This window comes from Rossellomorea vietnamensis (assembly GCF_001305855.1).
GTDB lineage: Bacteria > Bacillota > Bacilli > Bacillales > Bacillaceae_B > Rossellomorea > Rossellomorea vietnamensis_A.
Genome location: NZ_LIXZ01000013.1, coordinates 1 through 24879 on the forward strand (window position 1 = coordinate 1; position 24879 = coordinate 24879).

Annotated in this window: 20 protein-coding genes; 15 read left to right on the top strand and 5 right to left on the bottom strand. The window is 46.4% G+C overall.

Going from position 1 to position 24879, the window contains the following annotated elements; all coding sequences use genetic code 11:
- A partial coding sequence (locus AM506_RS15080) for a transposase (RefSeq protein ID WP_160316857.1) occupies positions 1-204 on the top strand: 204 nt, incomplete at its 5' end.
- A gap of 284 nt (positions 205-488) precedes the next feature.
- On the top strand, positions 489-650 hold the full coding sequence (locus tag AM506_RS22815) for a hypothetical protein (protein WP_160316885.1): 162 nt from the start codon (positions 489-491) through the stop codon (positions 648-650).
- 28 nt (positions 651-678) lie between these two features.
- On the opposite strand, the gene anmK is transcribed toward AM506_RS22815, so the two are convergent.
- From anmK to AM506_RS15100, 4 genes are read right to left on the bottom strand one after another with little or no spacing between them, the layout of a single operon-like run.
- Positions 679-1845 carry an anhydro-N-acetylmuramic acid kinase AnmK gene (anmK, locus tag AM506_RS15085; protein WP_060673322.1) on the bottom strand — a complete coding sequence of 389 codons (1167 nt, stop codon included), beginning with the start codon at positions 1843-1845 and terminating at the stop codon, positions 679-681.
- Entirely contained in the window at positions 1838-2752 is a 915-nt protein-coding gene (locus tag AM506_RS15090) for a BadF/BadG/BcrA/BcrD ATPase family protein (RefSeq protein WP_060673323.1), read from the bottom strand. Before AM506_RS15090 ends, anmK begins: the two co-directional genes overlap by 8 nt.
- Positions 2753-2755: 3 nt before the next feature.
- Complete coding sequence (locus tag AM506_RS15095; RefSeq protein ID WP_060673324.1) at positions 2756-3853, bottom strand: DUF871 domain-containing protein; 1098 nt, start codon at positions 3851-3853, stop codon at positions 2756-2758.
- 12 nt (positions 3854-3865) lie between these two features.
- On the bottom strand, positions 3866-4204 hold the full coding sequence (locus AM506_RS15100; protein WP_060673325.1) for a PTS lactose/cellobiose transporter subunit IIA: 339 nt from the start codon (positions 4202-4204) through the stop codon (positions 3866-3868).
- A gap of 161 nt (positions 4205-4365) precedes the next feature.
- On the opposite strand from AM506_RS15100, the gene AM506_RS15105 reads away from it, so the two are divergent.
- The 7 genes from AM506_RS15105 (at position 4366) to AM506_RS15140 (ending at position 10299) form a co-directional block, all read left to right on the top strand.
- Complete coding sequence (locus AM506_RS15105; protein WP_060673326.1) at positions 4366-5232, top strand: MurR/RpiR family transcriptional regulator; 867 nt, start codon at positions 4366-4368, stop codon at positions 5230-5232.
- A 2-nt stretch (positions 5233-5234) separates the two neighbouring features.
- Positions 5235-5540 carry a PTS sugar transporter subunit IIB gene (locus tag AM506_RS15110; RefSeq protein ID WP_060673327.1) on the top strand — a complete coding sequence of 102 codons (306 nt, stop codon included), beginning with the start codon at positions 5235-5237 and terminating at the stop codon, positions 5538-5540.
- Positions 5541-5567: 27 nt separating this feature from the next.
- Positions 5568-6848 carry a PTS sugar transporter subunit IIC gene (locus AM506_RS15115; RefSeq protein WP_060673328.1) on the top strand — a complete coding sequence of 427 codons (1281 nt, stop codon included), beginning with the start codon at positions 5568-5570 and terminating at the stop codon, positions 6846-6848.
- Positions 6849-6941: 93 nt separating this feature from the next.
- Entirely contained in the window at positions 6942-7232 is a 291-nt protein-coding gene (locus tag AM506_RS15120) for a hypothetical protein (protein ID WP_060673329.1), read from the top strand.
- A gap of 15 nt (positions 7233-7247) precedes the next feature.
- Positions 7248-8579, top strand: a complete 1332-nt coding sequence (locus tag AM506_RS15125; protein WP_060673330.1) for a 6-phospho-beta-glucosidase — start codon at positions 7248-7250, stop codon at positions 8577-8579.
- Positions 8580-8805: 226 nt separating this feature from the next.
- Positions 8806-9729, top strand: a complete 924-nt coding sequence (locus AM506_RS15135) for a DMT family transporter (RefSeq protein WP_200908457.1) — start codon at positions 8806-8808, stop codon at positions 9727-9729.
- An 18-nt stretch (positions 9730-9747) separates the two neighbouring features.
- The gene (locus tag AM506_RS15140; protein ID WP_060673332.1) at positions 9748-10299 is read left to right on the top strand and encodes a cysteine dioxygenase; all 552 of its coding nucleotides are present in this window, start codon (positions 9748-9750) and stop codon (positions 10297-10299) included.
- A gap of 43 nt (positions 10300-10342) precedes the next feature.
- On the opposite strand, the gene AM506_RS15145 is transcribed toward AM506_RS15140, so the two are convergent.
- Complete coding sequence (locus AM506_RS15145) at positions 10343-11893, bottom strand: glycoside hydrolase family 10 protein (protein WP_060673333.1); 1551 nt, start codon at positions 11891-11893, stop codon at positions 10343-10345.
- A 273-nt stretch (positions 11894-12166) separates the two neighbouring features.
- On the opposite strand from AM506_RS15145, the gene mnmH reads away from it, so the two are divergent.
- The 6 genes from mnmH (at position 12167) to AM506_RS15175 (ending at position 24847) form a co-directional block, all read left to right on the top strand.
- Entirely contained in the window at positions 12167-13207 is a 1041-nt protein-coding gene (mnmH, locus tag AM506_RS15150; protein ID WP_060673334.1) for a tRNA 2-selenouridine(34) synthase MnmH, read from the top strand.
- A 549-nt stretch (positions 13208-13756) separates the two neighbouring features.
- Positions 13757-18355, top strand: coding sequence for a glutamate synthase large subunit (gene gltB, locus AM506_RS15155; protein ID WP_060673335.1), 4599 nt, complete (start codon positions 13757-13759; stop codon positions 18353-18355).
- Positions 18356-18372: 17 nt separating this feature from the next.
- Entirely contained in the window at positions 18373-19860 is a 1488-nt protein-coding gene (locus AM506_RS15160; protein WP_060673336.1) for a glutamate synthase subunit beta, read from the top strand.
- A gap of 658 nt (positions 19861-20518) precedes the next feature.
- The gene (nagE, locus tag AM506_RS15165; protein ID WP_060673337.1) at positions 20519-21967 is read left to right on the top strand and encodes an N-acetylglucosamine-specific PTS transporter subunit IIBC; all 1449 of its coding nucleotides are present in this window, start codon (positions 20519-20521) and stop codon (positions 21965-21967) included.
- A 183-nt stretch (positions 21968-22150) separates the two neighbouring features.
- A complete protein-coding gene (locus tag AM506_RS15170; protein WP_060673338.1) occupies positions 22151-22867 on the top strand; it encodes a DUF2161 domain-containing phosphodiesterase in 717 nt (238 codons plus the stop codon).
- Between the two features lie 111 nt (positions 22868-22978).
- Entirely contained in the window at positions 22979-24847 is a 1869-nt protein-coding gene (locus AM506_RS15175) for a terpene cyclase/mutase family protein (RefSeq protein ID WP_060673339.1), read from the top strand.
- Positions 24848-24879 lie beyond the last annotated feature (32 nt).

Below are 24879 nucleotides of genomic sequence, written 5' to 3' on the forward strand. Positions count from 1 at the left end.
AAAGCAGCGCAAACCTTAAAGAATTGGCAGATTGAAATATTAAATAGCTTTATGTACAACTATTCCAATGGCTTCTTGGAGGGAATCAATAACCTAACGAAAGTGATGAAGCGAAACGCATTTGGGTTTCGAAGCTTTACGCGTTTTCGAGCGAAAATACTATTAACACATAAGTATAAAAGATTGGGTTCACATATTGGTTAAGGGTGGAGCAAAATTCACTCCACCCCAACATTTGACGTTGAACCGTTTTTTTGTGGGTGTTGGGTTCAGCAGGTGAATTAGGGGAAGTAGTCAGCTGCTGATTATTGGGGGGAAGTCAGCAGGTGAATAAAAGGGAATATTCAACGGCTGAATAATAGTTTGAAATCAGCAGCTGAACATACAAACAATCTATTATCTTAAACTACTTAAAAAAAGGAAACCAATCACCCACTTGAAACGTAAATAACCTTATCATCCATCCCGATCATAAAGGAGGCCCGCTCATGAACAGACTCATCACACTAAGCGCCGTACTCGTCTCAATCGCCGCCATCACCATATGGCTCACAACCAATGTCACCAATGCCCTCTCACTGCTTGCAACCTATGGAATTATCCTCTCATTCCTCGTCTACTTTTCATTCATAAAATTTAATAAAAGATAAAAATCGAGGGACGGACCTCCGAATATATTTATTTTGTGATTGTAGGGCTTGGGGTGATTGACCCGAGGATGACGGGTTTTTTCGCTCCGGTTGCCCCTGGGACATTGCCTGGATTGCCGTGCAGGGTTTCGTTGGCTAATAGGGCAAAGGCAATCGCTTCCTTGGCATCGGAGGAGTATCCGATATCTTCCTGAATGAAGATTGTCACTTCAGGGAGAAGTTCCCTCATCATTTGGAGAAGCGTTTTGTTATAGCTTCCCCCGCCGCCGATGATGACCTCGTTGATCGGATGCTGAGGGAAGACGAATGTCTTATAGGCATCCGAAATGGATAGGGCGGTAAAGTAGGTGGCCGTCGCAATCAAATCTTCTTTCGCAAGATGACTATATTCATCCAGGATCCGCTTCACGAACACCTCACCAAACAGTTCCCGGCCGGTGGACTTAGGCGGCGCTTTCTGAAAGAATTCCGCTTCCCACTCCATCCATCTCCGTGCTGCTTCAGGGTGAACACTTCCCCTGGCGGCAATCGCTCCATCCTCGTCAAAAGACAAACCGAATAACCTCTCGCATAGTCCATCGATCACCATATTCCCGGGACCAGTATCAAAAGCAAAAACCTCTTCAAGGGAGCAGTTCCTCGGAAGGACGGTCACATTCCCGATTCCCCCGATATTCTGGAGCAGCCTGCCCCCATCCTTTTTCCGGTAGAGAAGGAACTCTGTATAAGGGACAAGGGGAGCGCCTTCTCCTCCTGCAGCCATATCCATGGAGCGGAAATTGGATACCACCTGTGTGCGGGTCCGGTAGGCAATCACGCTCGGTTCGCCGATTTGAAGAGTGGAAGGAACCGAATCTTCCGTATGAAAGGGCTGATGATAGACCGTCTGACCATGAGATCCGATAAAGGTAAGCTCATCAACAGAGATGCCTGCCTCTGTACATACTTTTTCTACGGCATGTGCATACACGTCTCCAAGTTCAAAATGCAGGCTGGACAAAAGGGGAGTTGACGAGTCGGAAGGACTCATGACATCAAAGATTTTCTTTTTCACCCTGTGAGGGAAGGGGGTCGCCGAATAGTGTACAAGCTCCACCACTGTATCCGTCCCGGACCCTTCAATGGAAACAAGGGCGGCATCCACTCCGTCCACGGAGGTGCCGGACATCAATCCGACTGCTAATCGTTTACTCATATGACAACCTTCCTTTCCGGATTGCTTCAACGACGTCCACTGCGCCTGTAGCGGGGGACGAAGAATCAACGATGAAAATTGGATCGATAAACACTGTTGAAATCGTTTCTTTAAAAGTGGATTGAACCACAGGATTGTGTTCGAGGACACTGCCTTTCAAAGCTATCACCGGCTTTGTTTCAATCTGTAACCTTTCGATCAATGCGATGGTCTGTGCGGCAAGCTGCTTGCCGGCGGTTTTCAATAAGGTAAGGGCCGTTTCATCCCCTGCCTCTGCTTCCTTGTGGATCACTTTCGCAAGCCGGGCGATTTCCCCTTTTGAAGAAGAATAGATAAATCCCTTCAACCCTTTGGCATCAGTGATGCCCATTTCCTTCATCAGGCTCAAGGATAGGGGGGAGAGCGGGATGCCGAAATCGATTTCCCCGATGATCTTTTTACACGCTTCGATGGCTAGGTGATACGCACTGCCTTCATCTCCAAGAAGATGCCCCCAGCCACCGGTCGTTCCTTCCCGTGTGCCGTGCCTTCCATAACAAATCGATCCCGTTCCCGCAATCGTCATCACCCCGTTCCGGTCACCGATCAAACTGAAATAGGCAAGTGTCGCATCGTTTATCAGAATGATAGGAAGGGAAGTCATCCGACTCAATTCTGATTGAATTCGGTGGGAAAGGTTCCCCGACCCGCCACCTGCCATCCCGATTACAACGTGGGTGGCACCATCTGAAGCAGTATGGTCCAGGCATTGTTGAACGACTGAGGAGAGGTTCTGCAATGCTTCCTCATACGAGACTGATGGGTTCCCGTGTCCGGATAAACTTTGGAAAAGGATATTCTTCTCCATATCCATGACGAGTCCCTGAATTTTCGTTCCCCCTGCATCGATCCCTATTACTCTAGTCATCTCTTAAACCTTCTTACTTGGCTGAAAGGCAAATTTGCCCCAAGGTTTCAAGTAATCAAGAAGGAAGACTTCTTCTTCACGGATCCTGCCCACCACGTTCGTCTTCCCGGAGTTCTCCATATCCTGTAGGGCAATCTGAAGTTCTCCCGCATATTGGGCATACAGGTCGTTTTCGATGATAATGTCTCCACGCTTAATATCGACGGTGTGATGAGGAGCAAATTCTCTTCCTCTATATTTGACGCGGCTTTGAGTGGAACGGATCATATAGTCCGACACATCCCCACGGTAAAAATGTGGTTCTTCAAAGATGATCGTTTTCTCTAATTCCGTGGTTGTCTCATGGGTTTCAACTGTGAAAGTCAGCTTGGATGTATTGAGTTCACTAAGGATCTGCATTTCACGTTCAGATGCGTACGCATTGCTGATGATGACGTCGTCAATCAATCCAGTCGCAAACAGATGTTTCGCCTGCACATCAATAGGAAGGGAACGGTGCATTTCCAGTGTAGGCAATCCTTCAGTGACCGGCCACGGACCGAATGTGGCATCCGCGGAAGATACAAAGGCTGCTGTTCTCATGCCGAGGTCTTTGAATTTCTGGCTGCATTCGATGAAGAAAGGATAGGATAAACCGGAGTAGCGGTGAGGATAGAAATTATGGCACCCTAATAATTGATCCTTATTGGGCTGATACGTCATGATGTTATCGATGTATTTGGTGGCATTGCTCATATTCAGTTCAATTTTTAAATCATAAGGGTTGTACGACATCATGGATTCTTCGTGACCGGTATATCCAAGATCCAGTCTGATTCCGTGAGCCCCGAGATCGGCAAAAAAGGAAAGGTCATCATAGGAGATATCCAGCTCTTTAAAAATGCGGGGACTGATGTCGGCTATGACTTCCATATTCTTCTCACGGGCAAAGTTGATCGTTTCTTTGAAGTTCGCGATGATGCCTTCTTTATCACCTTCAACGGATAGTAAGCAGGTGAACACACGCTTGAATCCGTGAGAAGCGGCAAGGGTCAAATACTCTTTATCTTTTTCAGTTGTAGAATGATTCGGATAGATTGAAACGCCCAGTTTTTTACTCATGTGGTTCCCTCCTTAATTTGATTGACTTTCGAGTGCATGAATTCTTTTTAACATCGGAATCATTTGTTCAATTAATGAGATTTCACTGATCGATGTCATCAAGTGATCCTGTGCATGAATCATAAGAAGTGATTTTTCAAATTCTTCCCCATTGATTTCGGCCTGTATCAGGCTTGTCTGTGTCTTGTGGGCTTTATTCAATTCGTCATGGGCGGTCTTGATCATCTCTTCCGCCTCATCAAATTTCCCCTCGTGTGCTTTAGCAAGGGCTTCATAAGCCGTACTCTTCGCATTCCCACCGTTTGAGATGATTTCAAATATTTCCATTTCCACGTTGCGGATCTCTGCCATTCGTATATTCCTCCCTGAACCTTTTTAGAACATTTTCCTACTAATTTTGTAAAATAAAAATTTAGATATTTTAAAATAATATTGAAATTTAATTTCATTATCGCATATAATCATATTAAACTGAAAGCCCTTTCAAGACAATCATTTTTTTGGAGGTGACCATGACGGAATTCCAGGTATTAAAACACATCAAAAGTCAGATGGAGAGCTTTACACCGTCTGAAATAGCGGTTGCTCAATATGTGCTCAAATTTCCTGAGAAAGTGATGGAAATGACCACAAAGCAACTATCACAATCATGCGGCAGCAGTGAAGCCGCCATCATCCGGTTCTGTAAACGGATCGGGATCAACAGTTTCAGCGGCCTGAAGATCGAGCTCGCGAAAAGTACGAACATCGAAGAAACGAAGAGTCATGATATCAATACGCTCCTGTCCTTTGAAGATAATCTTGAGACCGTCTTCAATAAAGTATTGGTGAATACCTATCAAGCCATCAAGAATACGGAAAAGCTTTTTTCCATTGATGAACTCGGTAAAGCGGTGAATGCGTTTCATGAAGCAGAAAGAGTATACCTGTATGGAGTGGGCGGTTCCGCTGTGGTGGCGGAAGATTTCACCCAGAAGCTGTTGAGATTGAACTACCTGGCGTTCCAGGCAAGTGATATCCATGTGCAGATGATGATGGCTGCGAACTTAACAGAGAGTGACGTTTTGTTCGTCGTATCGACTTCCGGGCAGACGAAAGAAATATTGAAGCTGATGAATGTCGCACAGGAAAAGGGAGCCACCATCGTACTCCTGACACAGCACGGAAAATCACCGGCAAGAAAGCTCGCCGATATCGTCCTGACGATTTCCGAGGAGGAACATAATATCCGAATCGGTACTATGACGGCAAGAATTGCTCAACTCGTCGTGATCGACGCTTTATTCGTGGCATTATGCATGAAAAAAGGACATGGCGTTTACGAGCAAATTATTCATACACATGAAGTGGTTCAGCGAATGAAAGAGGAGGAGGAATAGGGATGAAAGTATTATTCGTATGCTCTGGAGGGATGTCCAGTGCGATCGTCGTCAATGCCCTGAAGAAAGAAGGAACAAAAGAGGGGATTGAAATGGAAGTCCATGCTATCGGAACAGGGGAAGTATCCGAGGAAATCTCTAAGGGATGGGATGTATGTATGGTAGCACCACAGATCAGACACCGTTTCGATCAAGTGAAGAAAGCTGCCGATGAGGCCAATGTTCCATGCGGGCCGATTCCGCCACAGGCTTACACGCCACTGGGCGGGCCGACTTTACTGAAAACGGTAAAGGAATTAACAAACTAATTTAATAGGAAACAAGGGGGTAGTAACATGCAAACGTTTGTGAACTTTCTGGAGAATAATTTGTCAGGTCCTATGGCCAGACTCTCTGAACAAAGGCATTTGCAAGCAATCCGGGATGGGGTTATTTCAGCACTGCCATTTATTATCGTCGGTTCATTCTTTCTGATCTTAGCGTTTCCGCCACTGCCTGATGCATGGATATTCGGTGACATTAAACAGTGGGCCGCCGACAATATTGTCGAGATCCTGATTCCATACCGTCTGACGATGTTCATCATGTCGCTCTATGTCGCATTCGGGATCGGATACAATCTCTCGAAAAGCTATAAATTGGATCCTTTATCCGGAGCACAGATCTCAGTGGCGGCACTTCTATTGACCATCACACCGAAAGTAATGGACGGAGAAGGCTGGGTCCTCCCAATGACCAACCTCGGTGGGCAGGGATTATTCGTTTCCATGGTCGTCTCGATTCTGGCGGTGGAAATCCTGCGATTCTGTAAAACGAAGAACATCACGATCAAGATGCCAGAGCAAGTACCGGCATCCGTTTCACGAAGCTTTGAAGCACTTATACCTGTAGCAATTGTTATTTTATTGATTTCATCCGTGACTGTTTTAGCAGGAGTGGATCTGCATAAGTTGGTTGGAGTTGCGGTCGCTCCATTGGTCACTGCCGGTGACAGCATATTCGGAGTATTGGTTCCGGTATTCCTGATCGATTTCTTCTGGTCCTTCGGGATCCACGGCGTATCCGTTGTCGGTACCGTAGCGCGTCCACTATGGGAAGTATTCCTTGTGAACAACGCTGATGCGGTTGCAAGCGGGCAAGCGATCCCCCATATCGCGCCGGAAACGTTCTACCAATGGTTCATCTGGATCGGTGGATCAGGAGCCACGCTTGGATTGGTTCTTGCGATGGTGTTCTTCTCCCGTTCAAAATATTTAAAAGCATTAGGGAAAACATGTCTTGTACCGGGTCTTTTCAATATCAATGAGCCTGTCATATTCGGTGCTCCAATCGTATTGAACCCGATTTTGATCATCCCATTCATCACCGTACCGTTGATCACAGCGACTCTTTCATATGTGGCAACCACTGTCGGGCTGGTATCACCAACTTATATCATGCCGCCATGGACACTTCCTGCACCAATCGGAGCATACCTTGCAACGGGTGGTGACTGGAGAGCGATCGTCATGGTTCTGATCAACATCGGAATCTCGTTTTCTATCTACTTCCCATTCTTGAAAATGTATGACAAGAAAATGTTAAAAATGGAAGAAAGTGAGCAACAAGCAGCCTAGAAAAGCGGAGGCGGCTTGCATAAGAGTATTATCTAAAAAAGAAGTGGGGGTCCTAGGATTCCCACTTCTTTACTAGCATAAGGAGTGATTGACATGACAGAAACCGTTGTGCCAAAGAGAATCGGTTTTAAAAGTGTGTTTGTATTATTAATCTCCGTATCTATTGGACTTTTACTTCTTTCTAAACCATTGATGAGTACGGGACTGGCAAAAGAATGGAGTATGTTTTTGGCTACGGGCGTTTCAGCTTCCATCGGGCTTTCGTATATTTTATTGAAAATTGAAGGACCGGTGGAGGATGATTCTATTAAAAAGAAGCGGATGCTACTGGCAGTCGTGGTCAGTTTCGTCATAAGTTTTATTCTGGCTTTTGTGGCCAGATAACTGGAGGCTCTTGTAATGAAAAAAGGAATCAAGATCGTCACCATCGGCGGGGGCTCGAGCTATACTCCCGAGTTTGTTGAAGGATTGATCAAGCGTTATGATGAGCTTCCGGTGAGTGAGCTGTGGCTTGTGGATATTGAAGCGGGAAAAGAGAAATTGAATATTGTCGGGAACTTAGCGAAGAGAATGGTGGAGAAGGCAAGAGTCCCGATGAAAGTCCATCTTACACTGGACAGGAGAGAGGCGTTGAGTGGAGCTGACTTTGTCACGACCCAGATGCGGGTAGGACAGCTGAAAGCCCGGATTCAGGACGAGCGCCTGCCGATCAAGTACGGGATGATCGGCCAGGAGACCAATGGGGCGGGGGGGTTGTTCAAGGGTATGAGGACAATCCCTGTTCTTTTGGAAATTTCAAATGAAATGCAGGAGCTTTGTCCCGATGCCTGGCTGATCAATTTTACGAATCCAGCCGGCATGGTGACAGAAGCGATGCTCCGCTATGGTTCGCATCCGAAGGTCGTCGGCGTTTGCAATCTTCCCATCAATACGAGAATGACATTGGCAAGACTCCTTGGGGTCGAGGTGGAACGCCTGCATATTGACTTTGCCGGACTCAATCATATGGTATATGGATTGGACGTGCGCGTGGACGGAGAGTCTGTATTAGGGGAAGTACTCGACATCATGAGTGATCCCGAAAGGCAGGTCAGCATGAGGAATATTGCTCCGCTGCCGTGGGAGCCTGAATTCATCAGGAGTCTGGGAGTCATCCCTTGTCCATATCACCGCTATTACTACAAAACGGGTGAGATCTTAGACAAGCAGCTTGAGGAATTCAAGATGGGTACGACTCGTGCGGAAGTCGTCCAGCAGTTGGAGAGTGAGCTGTTTCATTTGTATAAGGACGAAGGTTTGGCGGTTAAGCCTCCGCAGCTTGAAGAGCGGGGAGGAGCTTATTACAGTGATGCAGCATGCAATCTCATAGCGTCCATCTATAATGATCGTGGAGATATCCAGACTTTGAATGTACGCAATGATGGAGCAATCAGTGATTTGCCCAGGGAGTCTGCTGTGGAAGTGAACTGTGTCGTGACGAAAGCGGGACCGAAGCCGATTGCTGTCGGGGAACTGCCCGTATCTGTGAAAGGGCTCGTGCAACAAATTAAATCCTTTGAACGGGTGGCTGCAGAAGCATCCGTAACCGGCTCCTATGAAAAAGCATTGCTTGCCATGACGATCAATCCGTTGGTGACGAGTGATGTGAAAGCGAAACAATTGCTGGATAAAATGCTTGAGGTTCATAAAGAGTATTTACCGCAGTTTGATGCGGGAGTGACCCGTAATTAGAGATAGGAAACGTCCCGAATTGTGATTTGGGACGTTTTTTTGGTGGGGAAGAGAGTGAAGGAACGGGTTATTATCAACTTCCCGGTTTTATTTTCAAACCGGACCAGCTTATTTTCAAAAACCAGAATATATTTTCAAAACCACACAAAAAAACCCCTGCACATCTTTCCCCGGGACTAGCATACCTTGATAAAAAGAAACCTTGTCCAGAAAGGATGCCCCGTCCATGATTCCAATTAAAACAAAGGTTGCCGCCTCATTATATGCCACGATGTCCATCAGCTTCTGGGGCATTTCCTTCGTGTCAACGAAAGCGGTGCTTGGTACACTTGATCCGTATACGCTCCTCGTTCTCCGCTTTGGGATCGGAGCTCTGTTTCTCCTCGTACTCCTATTACTAAAAGGATATAGGCTCACAATCCCTCTGAAGTATGTCCCTCACTTGATCATTTTGGGGGTCCTCGGAGTCTTCATTCACCAGGTCATCCAGGCGACGGCACTTCTGAATATTGATGCATCGTCGGCAGGGTGGATGATTTCATTTTCCCCGGTGTTCACCGTCATCCTCTCCATGATGTTTCTACATGAAAAAATGACACTCCCTAAAGCTCTGGGGATGATCATCGCGATTACAGGTGTGCTGATGGTGACGACAGCGAGGAGTGGGCAATCGATTGGACTTGCGGTTAACATCGGATATATATTGATGATTCTCAGCACGTTGAACTGGGCGGTTTACTCCGTGCTTTTGAAAAAACTTCGTATTGAGCTGCCATCCCTCGTGATCACCTTTTATATGAGCCTGCTGGGATTCAGTTTGACCATCCCGTTTCTCATCCGCAACCGTGGCTGGGAAGACATTTCCCAACTATCAAATGTGGAGTGGGCACACTTGATTTTTCTAGGTGTATTCGTTTCAGGGATCGCGTATTGGTACTGGGCGAAGGCATTGGAAGTATTGGATGCGTCCAAGGTGTCAATGTTTCTCTACTTGGAACCTGTCACAACTCTCATTGCCGCCATTCTCCTCCTGCACGAGAAAATTTTTCTCATAAGCATCCTGGGTGGAGTCATAATTATAATAGGAGTTGTCATTGTCAATGGTCAGGTGATTTCTGTCCTCCATCGCTTTCTATGGAGGAAACGATAACAACAGGGGGGATCCTCAGTGACCTTAAAGAAACGGATTAAGAATCGATTGGATGAATTGTCTCATCCTTCAACGAAAGAACTTAAAGAAGTCTTGCAGTCTCTCAATATACGTCTTGAAGATTTACAGCCTTACCTGGAGTCTCCGGAAGGAAAACCATATTATCGAAAACTCCTTTATCAAAATGAAGCAGTGGAGCTCCTCGTCATGAATTGGTCCGATATGGAATGTGCCCCGCACGATCACGGGAATTCGAAGGGATGGATCCAGGTGATGAATGGGACTTCCGTCAACACGATCTTTGAAGTGAAGGATAACAATCTTCCCGAGGAGTTATTTGACCGGGAATATAGGGAAGGTTCTTTCTTTTTTGCACCGAAGAAAGGGGTTCATAAAATGAAAAAGGGGAGTACAGGGGATCTTGTGACTCTCCACCTGTATTCACCGCCGATTCAAGGGATGATGGTGTACGATTTGGAGAAATGTGCGGCCTGTGTGGTATCGGATGAATGTGGGGCATGGTGGCCGGATCATATGAGGCAAAAGGTAAAGGAAATACAGTTGAGATAAGAAGAAGCGTTTCCCCGCCACGGGGAAACGCTTCTTTCTATGATTATCGTACTCTCACTGTTTTCGCGTCCTTACTTTCAACACCTGTCGGAGATACGGATGTCACACCATATGTGTACATTGCTCCTTCTACAGCTGATGTGTCTTGATACGTCGTAACCTTCTCTTGAGAATACACGACATCCACGATATTCGCAGAATTCTTGTAATCTCCTTCTTTCACGCCGTCAAAGCGGTAGATGACATACTTTCTGGCATCTGAATGTTTTTTGTCATCGATGGTAATGGTAATGCCGTCTTTCTGTTTTTTTGCTTTTACGGTGTTCGGTTTCTTCGGAAGGTCATCATTGTTCCAAGGAGTGGCAGGCGTCAAGGCTGTTTCCGTATATACTTCATTCCGTAAAATATCAGCGTACCCAAGTGGGTTTTCAAAAATTTGTCTTAAGGAGAAATGCATTTGGCCGAGGGCCGTCCCGTTAGCGCGGTTGTCCATGATTTGCTCCGGCAGTTCATAAGGATTGAACCATTCCTGGTCAAAATTGTCCCCGACCTTATAATCGGCCATCCCGATGTACAGATTGACCGGATGCTCATAGGAATACTCATTCACTTCCCGGCTCCACCAGTCGAGCAGGACGGAGTAGTTGGCGACGGCAAGTTTCCTGGACCAATAGATTTGCGGGGTGATGTAGTCGATGCTACCGTCCTTGATCCACTGTCGGGTGTCGGCATACAGGTCATCGAAATTCGTTTGTCCCGCTTTTGTCTCGCTTCCCGTCGGATCATCGGCAATGTTTCTCCATACGCCAAAAGGGGAAATCCCGAATTGGACATACTCTTTGATTGCTTTGATTTCAGTGTTGATATCAGCCACCAGTTCATCGACGTTGTTCCGTCTCCAATCATCGATTTTGTCGAATGTGCTGCCATATTTCTCGTATGTATCTTGATCTGGGAAGCTTTCTCCTGCGATTTTATAAGGGTAGAAGTAATCATCCATATGAACGGCTTCAATGTCGTAATTGGTGACTAATTCTTTTACTGTTTCAATCAAGTAATCTTGCACTTCAGGTATTCCGGGATTGAAGTAGTATTGCTTTCCATATTTCAGTACCCATTCCGGATGAAGCTTGGCAACGTTGTCATCTGCAAGGGACTCGATCGTTTGATTCGGCATCGTGATCCGGTAAGGGTTCACCCATGCATGCACCTCGATCCCTCGTTTATGTGATTCATCTAACATGATGGCAAGTGGGTCATAGCCCGGATCGGTACCCTGCTCTTCCCCCGTAATATACTGGGACCATGGGGCAAGTTCGGAAGGATATAGGGCATCGGCAGTCGGCTTGACTTGATAAATCACCGTATTGAAGTTCAATTCTCTCAACTCGTCCAGGGTGTTCACCACCCAATCCGTAAATTCCTGCTTGTCCATTCCAGGCGCCATGTCGATATTCGCCACGGTCGCAATCCACGCAGCCCGCATCTCATGCTTCGGTTCAGACGTACCGGATGCTTTCGCTTTCCCGGTAGAAAAGGGAAGAGCCAGTGACAACAACATCAAGGCAATAATCATGTACTTTACTGCTTTCATTTCTCTACTCCTCTCTTGCGATTAAAAGAAACCGCTTTCATTTTATTGAAATAATACTTCATTAAATTTAACGAAAATATGAAATATTATTTCTACTTTAATTATAAGGGGTTCCATTACTCTGGTATATAGTACCAATGAGGTGAAAAAACTGAATATTCAATCGTTAAAGAGGAGGAAAGAACCAGGTGAATACTTCTAAAAAGAGTAAAAAGGGAAAGAATGAATGAAGTGGTGTAAAATAGAAGAGAAATGTAAAAGGGAGAGGATGACATGTTCAAAGATCTACCGATCGAACAATGCGATTTAGAAAAGTATACATTCGTGGACGTAAGGTCTCCTTCTGAATATAGGGAAATGACGATTCCGGGCAGTCTGAATATACCCGTTTTCGATGATGAAGAGAGAGCAGAAGTCGGGACATTATATAAGCAAGTGAGTAAGGAAGTGGCGACGGACCGGGGACTGGAGATTTTTTCGGGTAAGTTACCCAGGTTCATTAACGAGTTCAAGAAACTAGAAGGAGAAATCGTCGTATTTTGCTGGCGGGGTGGTATGCGAAGCAAAGCTGCCGCGACTTTCCTGGACCTGATGGGGATCAGGACTTCCCGAATTCTGGGAGGGGTCAGGGCTTATCGCCACTGGGTGCTGAAGGGGCTTGAGAATATTGATATGAAGCCTGCTTCATTCGTATTAAACGGTGGGACAGGCACCGGAAAGACCGCGATTTTGAAGAAGCTTCAAGAGGAAGGATATCCGGTGCTTGATATAGAAGGCCTCGCCAACCATAGAGGATCCATATTTGGGGAAATCGGACTTACAGCCCACAACCAGAAAACATTCGATTCCCTCCTCCTTCGGGAACTGAAGAAGAAGCAGGAATCTCCTTTTCTTTTATTTGAAGCGGAAAGTAAGCGGATTGGAAAGGTTCTCCTTCCTGATTTTCTCATTCAGAAGAAGGAAGAGGCATTTCATATCTTTATCGAAATGCCCATGAAAGAAAGGGTTCACCATATATTAGAAGAGTACCGCCTCCACGAACATCATGAAGAATTTGTGAAAGCGTTCAGGACCATAAAGCGGCGGATTCACAGTCCGATTGCAAATGAAATCGAAGGTGAGCTGCAAGAGAGAAATTATGAGCGGATATTAGAACTGCTTATTGAATACTATTATGACCCAAGGTACTTGCATATGTGGAATCAATATCCCGAGGATCGAAAGACCACGGTTAAGGTGAATTCAATCGAAGAAGCATACCAAGAGATCAAGAAGCTCCTTCCTAAGAAAAGCCCCTTGGTTTCTAATCACTGAGACCTTTGCCCATGAGGATGGGTGAGGGTTTTGTTAGATGTTGTCTGTTAGAAGAAAGAGGGACGGACCTTCGTGGTTACGAAGGTCCGTCCCTCTTTCATTTGGTTTAAAACGGTGGAGGAGAGGGAATAGAAGAGGAGTTTCAGAAGAAAATGGCAATTTCGTTTTCATCCGTAGAGGTCCGTCCCTCCAACCAAAGGGCTGATTTGATGACAAATTTTGTTGAAAAAAATTTTTTTTAGTGAATTTTTTGTATGAAAATTCATATGTGGTTTTGATGAAATATACTTAGGAACACGAATTATTGTAAGCGATTTCTTTATGTTTGTATCAAGCTTTTAAAGATTCTGAATATTATGTTAAAGGTAATGTGAGTAAATCAACGTTCTTCCTTTTGGTTCCATATATATTTGGAAAATATGCAGAATTACCATTAACATAATTTTTCGTTTTTTCTAAATTTCATGATATACTAACGAAAATTAAGAAAATTTAATTAACCGGTTAATTATTCAAAAAATATACAAGTTTGGTAGAGGAGGACATTGGATGAAAACGAATCTTCCTGTAGCGCAAGGCATGTATGATCCTGCGCAAGAACATGAAGCATGTGGAATTGGCATGATTGCAAATATCGATGGGACGAAAAGTCACAGCATCGTTCAAAATGCCATTAATATTCTATGTAACTTAGAGCACCGCGGGGGACAATCCGCTGATACAAGTACCGGGGACGGTGCAGGTATCCTTACCCAAATCCCACATCATTTCTTTAAGAAGCAATGTGAGAAAGAAGACATCATCCTCCCAAGGAAAGGTGAATATGGGATCGGGATGGTGTTCCTTCCTGAAAATTATGACAAGCGCCAGAAGAGTAAGGAAATCTTTGAACGCATCATTGAAGAAGAGGGCCAGAAGACACTCGGATGGAGACCTGTTCCACTTAATGATTCCTTTGTAGGGAAAGTGGCATCGAAGTCGAAGCCGTTCATCCGTCAAGTGTTCATCGGGGCATCGGAAGACATGCAGTCACGAATGGATTTTGAGCGCAAGCTTTATGTGATCCGTAAGCGTATCGAAAAAGAAGTGGCGACCGTCGAAGGACAAGAGGACGTTTACCTTTGCAGTTTGTCTTCCACGACCATCGTCTACAAAGGGATGCTTATCCCGGAACAACTCGATTCCTTTTATATTGACCTCAACCACCCTGAGTTCCGCTCAGCTTTAGCTCTTGTACATTCCCGCTTTAGTACAAACACTTTCCCAAGCTGGCAGCGGTCTCATCCAAACAGATATACCATTCATAATGGAGAATTCAATACATTGCGAGGAAATGTGAACTGGATGCGCGCACGTGAAAAACTGTGCAGCTCAAGTGCCTTCAATGAAGAAGACCTGGAAAAAATCCTACCGGTTATCGATGAGACAGGCAGTGATTCCTCCATGTTTGATAACTGCTTTGAATTCCTTCACTTATCAGGAAGATCCCTTGCACATACAGCCATGATGATGGTGCCGGAACCATGGGAGAACGATGACACGATCCATCCAAAGAAGAAGGATTTCTATGAATATCACAGTTGTTTGATGGAACCGTGGGATGGACCGGCAGCCCTCGTGTTCACGGATGGAACGCAGATCGGGGCCTGTCTGGATCGAAATGGACTACGCCCGGCCCGATACTATGTGACAAAGAGCGGCATGATCGTTCTTGGATCTGAAGTAGGGGCGCTGGATATTTTTGCCGATGATATTGTATACAAAGACCGCCTGCAGCCTGGGAAGATGCTTCTCGTCGATTTGGAAAAGGGAAGAATCATCCCGGATGAAGAAATCAAGCTGCGCGTTGCTTCCGAGCAGCCGTACAGACACTGGCTGGATAATAATAAGTTTGAACTTGAGGATCTTCCGGAAACGACCCAGGAAGTGGTGCAATTTGATTCTGATGAAGTCCTCCTGCAGCAGCAGGCATTCGGCTACACGACAGAGGAACTGAACAAAATCATCAAACCGATGGTGACGGATGGGAAAGACCCGGTCGGTTCCATGGGGTATGATTCCCCTCTCGCCGTGTTATCCAAAAAGCCACAGCTTCTTTATAATTACTTCAAACAACTATTTGCTCAAGTCACAAACCCGCCGATCGATGCGATCCGGGAACAAATCATCACTTCTGTGGGAACAACGATCGGAGCAGAAGGGAACCTGGTGAATCCGGGTCCTGAAAGCTGCAGGCACATCCATTTGAAGTCACCGATTTTAACCGGGGAAGAGCTTGAGAAGCTTCGTCATCAAAAAGAGAAGGGCTTCAATGCTGTTACGTTATCGACTTTATTTAACGTAACAGATGAAGAAAACCTGCTCGAAGGCACGCTGGATGCTCTGTATGAAAAAGCTGACCAGGCCGTTGCAGCTGGTGCCACACTCCTTATTTTATCTGACCGGGGAGTCGTGAAGGATAAAGCAGCGATTCCAGCACTCCTTGCCGTTTCCGGCCTGCATCATCATTTAATCCGTCAAGGTACGCGTACAACCGTCAGTATCCTCCTCGAATCAGGGGAACCCCGGGAAGTACATCACTTTGCAACCCTGCTTGGATATGGTGCAGAAGCCATCAATCCGTATCTGGCCTATGAAACGCTGCGTGATTTAATTGAAAAAGGCGAACTTCAAGATACCACTTATGAAAAAGCGGTGCAGCGTTTTATTAAATCGGGAACAGATGGGGTCATCAAGGTCCTATCCAAAATGGGGATTTCAACGATTCAAAGTTATCGTGGGGCTCAAATCTTTGAAGCAGTCGGCATCCATAAGGATGTCATCGATAAATATTTCACCCGCACCGCTTCAAGGCTCGGCGGAATCGGAATGGATATCATCGAAAAAGAGGTACTCTTAAGACATCGGAAAGCATTCAATGATCGAAAAGATCACCACCGTACATTGGAATCGGGAGACGAATTCCAATATCGTAAAAATGGAGAGGATCATGCGTACAATCCAAGTACCATTCACACTCTTCAGCATGCATGCCGTACGAATAATTATGAGTTGTTCAAGAAATATTCCAATATGCTGACAGATGAAAAGCAGAATCTTCAATCCCTGCGCGGCCTTCTTTCATTCAAAGAAACGAAGCCAATCCCGATTGAAGAGGTGGAATCAGTCGAAGAAATCTGTCGCCGGTTCAAGACCGGTGCCATGTCATTTGGTTCTATCAGTCAGGAAGCCCACGAAGCATTGGCGATTGCCATGAATAAAATCGGTGGACGGAGCAACTCAGGGGAAGGCGGGGAACACCCTGACCGCTTCATTCCTGATGAGAACGGAGATTCACGCCGCAGCTCGATCAAACAAGTGGCGTCAGGACGATTCGGTGTAACGAGTCATTATCTTGTAAACGCCGATGAGATTCAAATCAAGGTCGCTCAAGGGGCAAAACCTGGTGAAGGGGGACATCTCCCTGGTAAAAAGGTCTATCCTTGGGTTGCTGAAGTGAGGGGATCGACACCGGGGGTAGAATTGATATCACCTCCACCTCATCATGATATCTACTCGATTGAAGATCTTGCCGAACTGATTTATAACCTGAAAAATGCGAACCCTCAGGCCCGCATCAGCGTCAAGCTGGTATCCGCCGTAGGTGTCGGAACGATTGCAGCAGGTGTGGCAAAAGGCAGAGCCGATGTTGTGTTGATCAGTGGATATGACGGAGGGACCGGTGCTGCACCAAGAACCAGTCTGAAACATACGGGACTGCCTTGGGAAATCGGTCTTGCCGAAGCCCATCAGACCTTACTGTTAAATCGACTTCGTGACAGAATTGTCGTTGAGACGGACGGCAAGATGATGACGGGCCGGGATGTGGTCGTCGCATCCCTTCTTGGAGCAGAAGAATACGGATTCTCGACTGCACCACTTGTTGTCCTCGGCTGTGTCATGATGCGTGTCTGTCATATGAATACATGCCCTGTCGGAATTGCGACACAAGACCCAGAATTACGCAAAAAGTACACGGGGGATCCGGAACATGTGGCGAACTTCATGCGTTTCGTTGCCCAGGAAACAAGGGAGCTCATGGCTCAACTTGGCTTCAGAACGATCAATGAAATGATTGGAAGAACCGATATCCTTGAAGCAAACGAAGCGATCGATCATTGGAAAGGCAAGGGGATCGACCTGTCAGCCCTTCTTTATCAACCGGATGTACCTGAGAAGGTCGGCAGATATGCTACCCGTAAGCAGGATCACGAACTTGAGAAGACATTGGACTTCCAAGAGCTGATTCCACGCTGCCGCAACACGATTGAAACAGGGGAGCCGGTTGAATGGACGACGGCAATCCGGAATATTCACCGCGTCACCGGGACGATGCTCGGCAGTGAAATCACAAAACGATATGGAGCAGAGGGATTACCCGAAGACACGATCCGTCTGACCTTCAAAGGCTCTGCAGGTCAAAGCTTTGGTGCATATATTCCTAAAGGATTGACCTTGAGACTCGTCGGGGATTCCAACGACTTCGTCGGAAAAGGATTATCCGGCGGTAAAATCATCGTCCATCCTGATCCGACGGCTACCTTCATCCCTGAAAGGAACACAATCATCGGAAACGTTTCTTTCTACGGGGCGTCCGGTGGAGAAGCTTATATTTACGGAGTGGCAGGCGAGCGTTTCTGTGTCCGTAATAGTGGGGCACAGGTGGTCGTTGAGAGCGTCGGGGATCACGGATGTGAATACATGACTGGAGGAAAAGTCGTCGTCCTTGGTTTGACCGGACGGAACTTCGCGGCCGGTATGTCCGGCGGAGTCGCTTATGTACTGGACGAAGATGAAACCTTCCGTTCAAGATGTAATCAGGAACTTGTCCTCGTACAGCCTCTATTCGATCCGGAAGAGATGAAAGATGTGTCCGATATGATCGAAAGATATGTTCATTACACAGATAGCAATAATGGTAAGAAAATATTGGCCAACTGGGAGTCATATGTGTCCAAATTTGTCCGTGTGATTCCGAAATCCTATCTCAAGATGAGAGAGAGGATCAGTGAGCTTGAAAATAGTGGTTTAGAAAAATTCGATGCAGAGATGGCTGCATTTGAAGAAGGTACAAAAGAAGAGAAAAAAGTATTGGAACCCGCGAAATAAAGAGGGAGGGGGATATGATGGGAAAACCAACCGGATTCATGGAATATACGAGACAGACAACAGCTGAGAGGCATCCAGCTGAACGAACGAAAGATTGGAACGATTACACCACTCCTCTTTCAGAAGAAGAAATCAAGAAACAAGGGGCACGCTGCATGGACTGCGGCGTACCGACTTGTCAATCGGGAATGGAGATCAACGGGGCGACATCTGGCTGCCCCGTGTATCACCTGATACCGGAATGGAATGACCTTGTGTATCAGGGTCAGTGGAAGGAAGCCTTGAAACGGGAGCATCAGATGAATAACTTTCCTGAATTCACCGGCTTCGCCTGTCCTGCGCCATGTGAAGGTGCTTGTGTCCTCGGAATCAATGAACCGCCCGTTGCGATCAGAACCGTTGAACGCTCGATTATTGAAAAAGGTTTTGAAGAAGGATGGGTCATTCCGGAACAGCCAGAGTACCGCACCGGCAAACGCGTGGCAGTTGTGGGATCAGGTCCGGCCGGATTGGCTACCGCTGCTCAATTGAATAAAGCAGGGCACCTTGTCACGGTTTTTGAAAAAAATGATCGAGTAGGCGGACTTTTGACGTATGGCATTCCTGAAATGAAGCTTCCATACTCAGTCGTGAAGCGCCGTGTCGATATTTTAGAAGAAGAGGGTATTGAATTTGTTACCAATACGGAGGTTGGGAAAGACTACACAGTCGAGAACCTCCGGGAAAACTTTGATGCCGTCATCCTATGTGGTGGGGCAGCCGTTCATCGTGACATCCAAGTCGATGGACGTGATTTGAAAGGCGTTCATTATGCAATGGAATTCCTTCATGCGAATACGAAAAGCTTATTGGATTCGAACTTAGAAGATGGTAACTATATTTCTGCTGAAGGAAAAAACGTCATCGTCATCGGTGGAGGTGACACGGGTACAGACTGTCTGGCCACTTCCGTTAGACATAACTGTAAAAGCCTGACTCAATTCGATATCTACGATAAAAAGGGTGCCATGCGTGATGAAGTCGGCAATCCGTGGCCACAGTACCCAGTCATTCATCGGGTGGAGTACGGACAAAAGGAAGCCGCCGAGGTACTTGGAGATGATCCGCGTGCGTACGCTGTCATGACGAAGAAGTTTGTCGGTGATGAACATGGTCATATCAAGGAAGTTCACACGGTTAACGTGAAACTCCGCTATGACGAAAATGGAAACAAGATCCGTGATGAAATTCCTGGAACTGAAAAAGTATGGCCGGCGGACCTTGTCCTTCTTGCCATCGGATTCAGCGGTCCGGAACAAGAGCTGATCAACGAGCTTGAAGTTGAAACAAACAGCAACTCCACAGTGAAAGCAGAGTACGGAAATTACATGACAAACGTCGATGGTGTCTTCGCTGCAGGAGACATGCGCCGGGGCCAGAGCCTCATCGTCTGGGCCATCAACGAAGGCCGTGAAGCAGCCCGCGAATGCGACCGCTACCTCATGGGCACAACTGAATTACCTTAACCTTTTTGAGGGACGGACCTCCGTCGGGCTTGATGCCTGATGGGGGTTTTTGTTTGGGGGGACGGACCTTCCTCGACCTTTTCTTGATTTCCATTAAATGTATAATGACGCAATTATCTTGGGAAACGACGCAATTAAAATAATTATGACGCAATAAATTTAATAATGACGCAATCACTTTCTAAAATGACGCAATTATGTTCAGGATCATATGAGGAAGGCTCTCGAAAGGTATCTAAACCAAGCATTTAGACCTTTTTATTGTCATGTCAGTACCATTGAGAGAGATATCATGAAAAAATGACTATCTCTCATAAAGAACACCTCATTTCCTTCACTTTAAATCATTTTTCATTTTACACCCTTGATACATATTGATATCTTATCGATTCATCGAAAACCAGAGGTCCGTCCCTCAATTAACAACATCTCCATCTGGCAACAAGGAGAACTGTTACCCACATATATCCCATCCAAGTCCAAGGTCCGTCCCTCATTCTTACACAACATAAATCTAAATAACCTATCAAACTACCTTAATAGACACCTTCATCCACTTCTAAACAAGTCCCTATCGGAATATTTTTTATAGAAGAGATTTGTCCTCTTTCATGGGGGAAGGGATCTTTGAAAACAGTCTGATAGGGGGAAAACAAAAATGATGAACTATTTGCAGCGCATTGGTCGTTCGTTGATGCTTCCTGTGGCCGTGTTACCGGCAGCGGCAATTTTAATGGGGATCGGGTATTGGATCGACCCTTCCGGCTGGGGGGCGGATAGTCCGATTGCCGCATTCCTGATCAAAGCAGGGGCATCAATCATTGATAATATGGCAATCTTGTTTGCGGTGGGTGTCGCACTCGGGATGGCGAAAGCGAAGGATGGATCTGCGGCACTGAGCGGATTGGTCGCGTATCTGGTCATTACTACATTGTTGTCGACGGATTCCGTTGCTTTGTTGCAAGGGATCGATAAAGAGGCTGTGAATCCTGCTTTCGAGAAAATCGGAAATCAATTTGTCGGGATTCTGTCGGGGGTCGTGGCGGCAAGTATGTACAACCGCTTTAGTTCTGTAAAGCTGCCAGATGCCCTTGCCTTTTTCAGTGGGAAACGGTTGGTGCCGATTATGTCGGCCGTTGCGATGCTCATTGTTTCAGGGGTGATGCTGTTTGTCTGGCCGGTCATCTATACGGCGCTTGTTTCCTTCGGGAAGGAAATAAGCGGACTTGGGTTTACTGGCGCAGGTTTGTACGGATTCTTTAATCGATTATTGATTCCTACAGGCTTACATCATGCATTGAATTCCGTGTTCTGGTTCGATGTTGCGGGAATCAATGATATCGGGAATTTCTGGTCGGGTACAGGGGAAAAAGGTGTAACCGGGATGTATCAAGCAGGATTCTTTCCTGTGATGATGTTTGGTCTACCCGCTGCTGGACTTGCCATTTATCATGCAGCGAAACCAGGTAAGAAAAAACAGGTTGCTTCACTGATGCTTGCGGCAGGTTTTGCTTCCTTTTTTACCGGGGTGACGGAGCCTCTAGAATTTGCTTTCATGTTTGTGGCACCGGCCTTATATGTTGCTCATGCAGTGTTGACAGGGCTTTCTCTTGCGATTGCTTCCTTCTTCCACTGGACGGCCGGTTTCGGATTCAGTGCCGGTTTCGTCGATTTTGTTCTGAGTTCAAGGCTTCCATTGGCAAATCTTCCATACATGCTTCTCATTCAAGGCTTGGTATTTGCTCTTCTCTATTATTTCCTATTCCGTTTTATGATTGCAAAGTTCAATCTTATGACGCCGGGTCGTGAAGAAGACAGCGAAGAAGCGGTGGGGATGAATGCGGCAGTATTCACTCAAGACGAAAAGTTTGCCGTTATGGCGGAGGAGATCTATGCAGGGCTCGGCGGAGATAACAATGTAACTTCGGTTGAGAATTGTATTACAAGATTGAGAGTGGAAGTGAAGGATATGGGTGCAGTGGACCAAGAAAGGATCAAAGCAACGGGGGTCCCGGGTATCCATGTGGTAGGTGAAAATAGTATTCAAGTGATTGTCGGACCGTCCGTGCAGTTTGTCGCAGATGAGATCGAGAGGATTCGAAGGTAAGGCCTGAGGGTGTCGTGTTTTGAAGAATGGCAGATATATTTCTCAAATGGCATAAAAATCCCTGAATCGGGAGATAAACGATTCCATCAGCTGTCATCTTCTCTCTTTCTTCCAAACTGCAAAAATCACTGAAATGGTCTATACTTTATCTTATAGAATTTTCCACGGAAAGGTTTTTGAAGCATGACGAAACTGAAAGAATCGGATCTTTATCAACCGGTCCAGAAGCATTTTCATAAACAGGGATATCAGGTGAACGGCGAAGTGAAAGACTGTGATCTGACAGCGATGAAAGAGGGAGAGCTTGTGATCGTCGAATTGAAGCTCTCCCTGAACGTAGAGCTCCTCATCCAGGCAACGAAGCGCCAGCGGCTGACGGAATTTGTTTACATTGCGATTCCGAAACCGAAACGCACCCGTTCGAAAAGGTGGAATGATATACGCCATTTGGTCAAGCGGCTTGAGCTAGGGTTAATCACCGTTTCATTCACGACAAAGACCCCCAAGCTTGATTTTGTTCTTCATCCGGAAGCATTTGATCGGAAGAAGGTCATGACGAACGGTAAAAAGAAGCGTGCGTCCCTGATCAAGGAGATCGAAGGGCGAAGTGCGGATTACAATGTGGGTGGAAGCAATAAAACGAAGATCATGACCGCCTATAAGGAGAGCTGCATACACATCGCCTGCTGCCTTGAGAAACATGGGCCCATGTCCCCGAAGAACCTGGCAAAGCTTGGTACCGGAGACAAGACGCCGTCCATCCTTCAGAAGAATTACTACCGTTGGTTCGAGAGGGTAAAAAGGGGTGTGTATCAAATCACGGAAACCGGCAGGAAGGAAATGCAGGATTATCCCGAACTTGTAAGTTATTATTCACGGAAAATAGAAGAGAATCAGTAAGAGTCTGCCTGCCGGGAAACCGGGGGGCAGGCTCTTCTTTGCTTCTCACTACTAGTACCCGCGTTCTTCTCATATACATAACAACAGAGAAGATACCCGGGAGGACACATGATGAAAAAAAAGATAGAGGGCACGATCCACCGTTTCATTCATGATTTGAAGACGATGCAAAGTGGGGATGGAAGCTGGCACTTTTGTTTTGAAAACAGCGTGATGACCGATGCGTATATGATCATCCTTCTTCGTTCGCTGGAGACAGGGGAGGATGAACTCATCGGAAGGCTGGTTGAACGTCTTTGGAAGCTGCAGTCTGTTGAAGGAACGTGGAAGCTCTTTGAAGATGAGAGAGAAGGGAACTTGTCATCAACCATCGAAGCAACCTTTGCCTTGAAATTCAGTGGTATGGTTGATCCAGGGGACGATAGACTTCGCAAAGCCGAACGGTTCATCGATGGAAACGGCGGATTTCACAAGGCACATTCCATTACAAAGTTCATGTTGGCCGTACATGGTCAATACGACTGGAAGCATCTTATGCCGATCCCCATTGAGTTCCTGTTGCTTCCCAAAACATTCCCGGTGAGCTTTTGGGATTTAAGCAGTTATGCACGAGGGCATCTGGCACCATTGATGTTGCTCAAAAATCAACGATTTATTTTGAAAACAAATGTCACCCCGCATATGAAGAATTCTCCCCGTTCACTAATTGAACCGGGATACAACGACCGTGAGTTAAGACTATTGTCGAAAATCACAGAAGGCATACAGGCGATTGCGAGCATACCCGCCCATCTTCATCAGCAAGCCGGGCAGTTTGCCGTGGAATACATGCTCCAAAGGATTGAGCGGGACGGAACCTATCTCAGTTATTTCAGTTCGACTTTCTTTATGATTTATGCCCTCTTGGCCATAGGGTATAAAAAGAGTGACCCAATCATCGTAAAGGCATTACAGGGATTAAAAGGGATGGCATGTGAAACGAAGAATGGCACCCATATCCAGAATTCCCCCTCAACCGTTTGGGATACAGCTCTGATCAGCTATGCCCTGCAGGAAGCAGGAGTGGGTCCAGGGGAAGATTCCATAGAGAAATCAGTGGATTATCTTCTCAAGAAGCAGCAATTCAAGTATGGGGACTGGGCATACGAAAGCGTGGTGAAGCCTGGTGGATGGGGATTCTCAGAAAGCAACAGTATCCATCCAGATGTAGACGATACGACAGCGGCTCTCAGGGCCATCACTTATTCCGCTGCAGGGAAACCTTCGATTCGGCCATCATGGGATCGGGGAATGGAATGGGTACTTGGATTGCAAAACCGCGATGGAGGCTGGCCGGCTTTTGAAAAGAATAAGACGAAAACGATTCTCACTTCTTTTCCCATGGACGGAGCAGAAGCAGCGGCCATCGACCCTTCCACTCCTGATCTAACAGGGAGAGCCTTGGAATTCCTGGGTGGAAGGGCGGGAATGACAAAGGATCACCCAAAGGTGAAAAAGGGAATCCAGTGGCTGAAGCTCATGCAGGAGGACGAAGGTTCCTGGTATGGCCGATGGGGAGTTTGCTATATCTATGGGACGTGGGCTGCCGTCACAGGAATGAAAGCAGTAGGGGTGTCTTCATCTGATCCAAATCTCCAAAAGGCCAAAATTTGGTTGGAAAGCATCCAACAAACAAACGGGGGGTGGGGTGAGTCGTGTTACAGTGACCAAAAAAAGGCGTTCGTGCCCCTTCCTTTCAGTACCCCATCCCAAACGGCATGGGCACTGGAGGCACTCATCTGTCTCGAAGACAAACCGACACCTGCCATCGATCTTGGTATGATGGCACTTCTTGACTTAATGAATGGAGCGGCTGATGGCGTTGCCAACACATATCCTACAGGCGTCGGGCTTCCGGGGAATTTCTATGTTCATTACCATAGCTACGGGTGGATTTGGCCACTGATCACACTCAGCCGTTACAAAGAGAAATACGGTTGAGGTCCGTCCCTCTTAATGGTTGCATGGTGAAA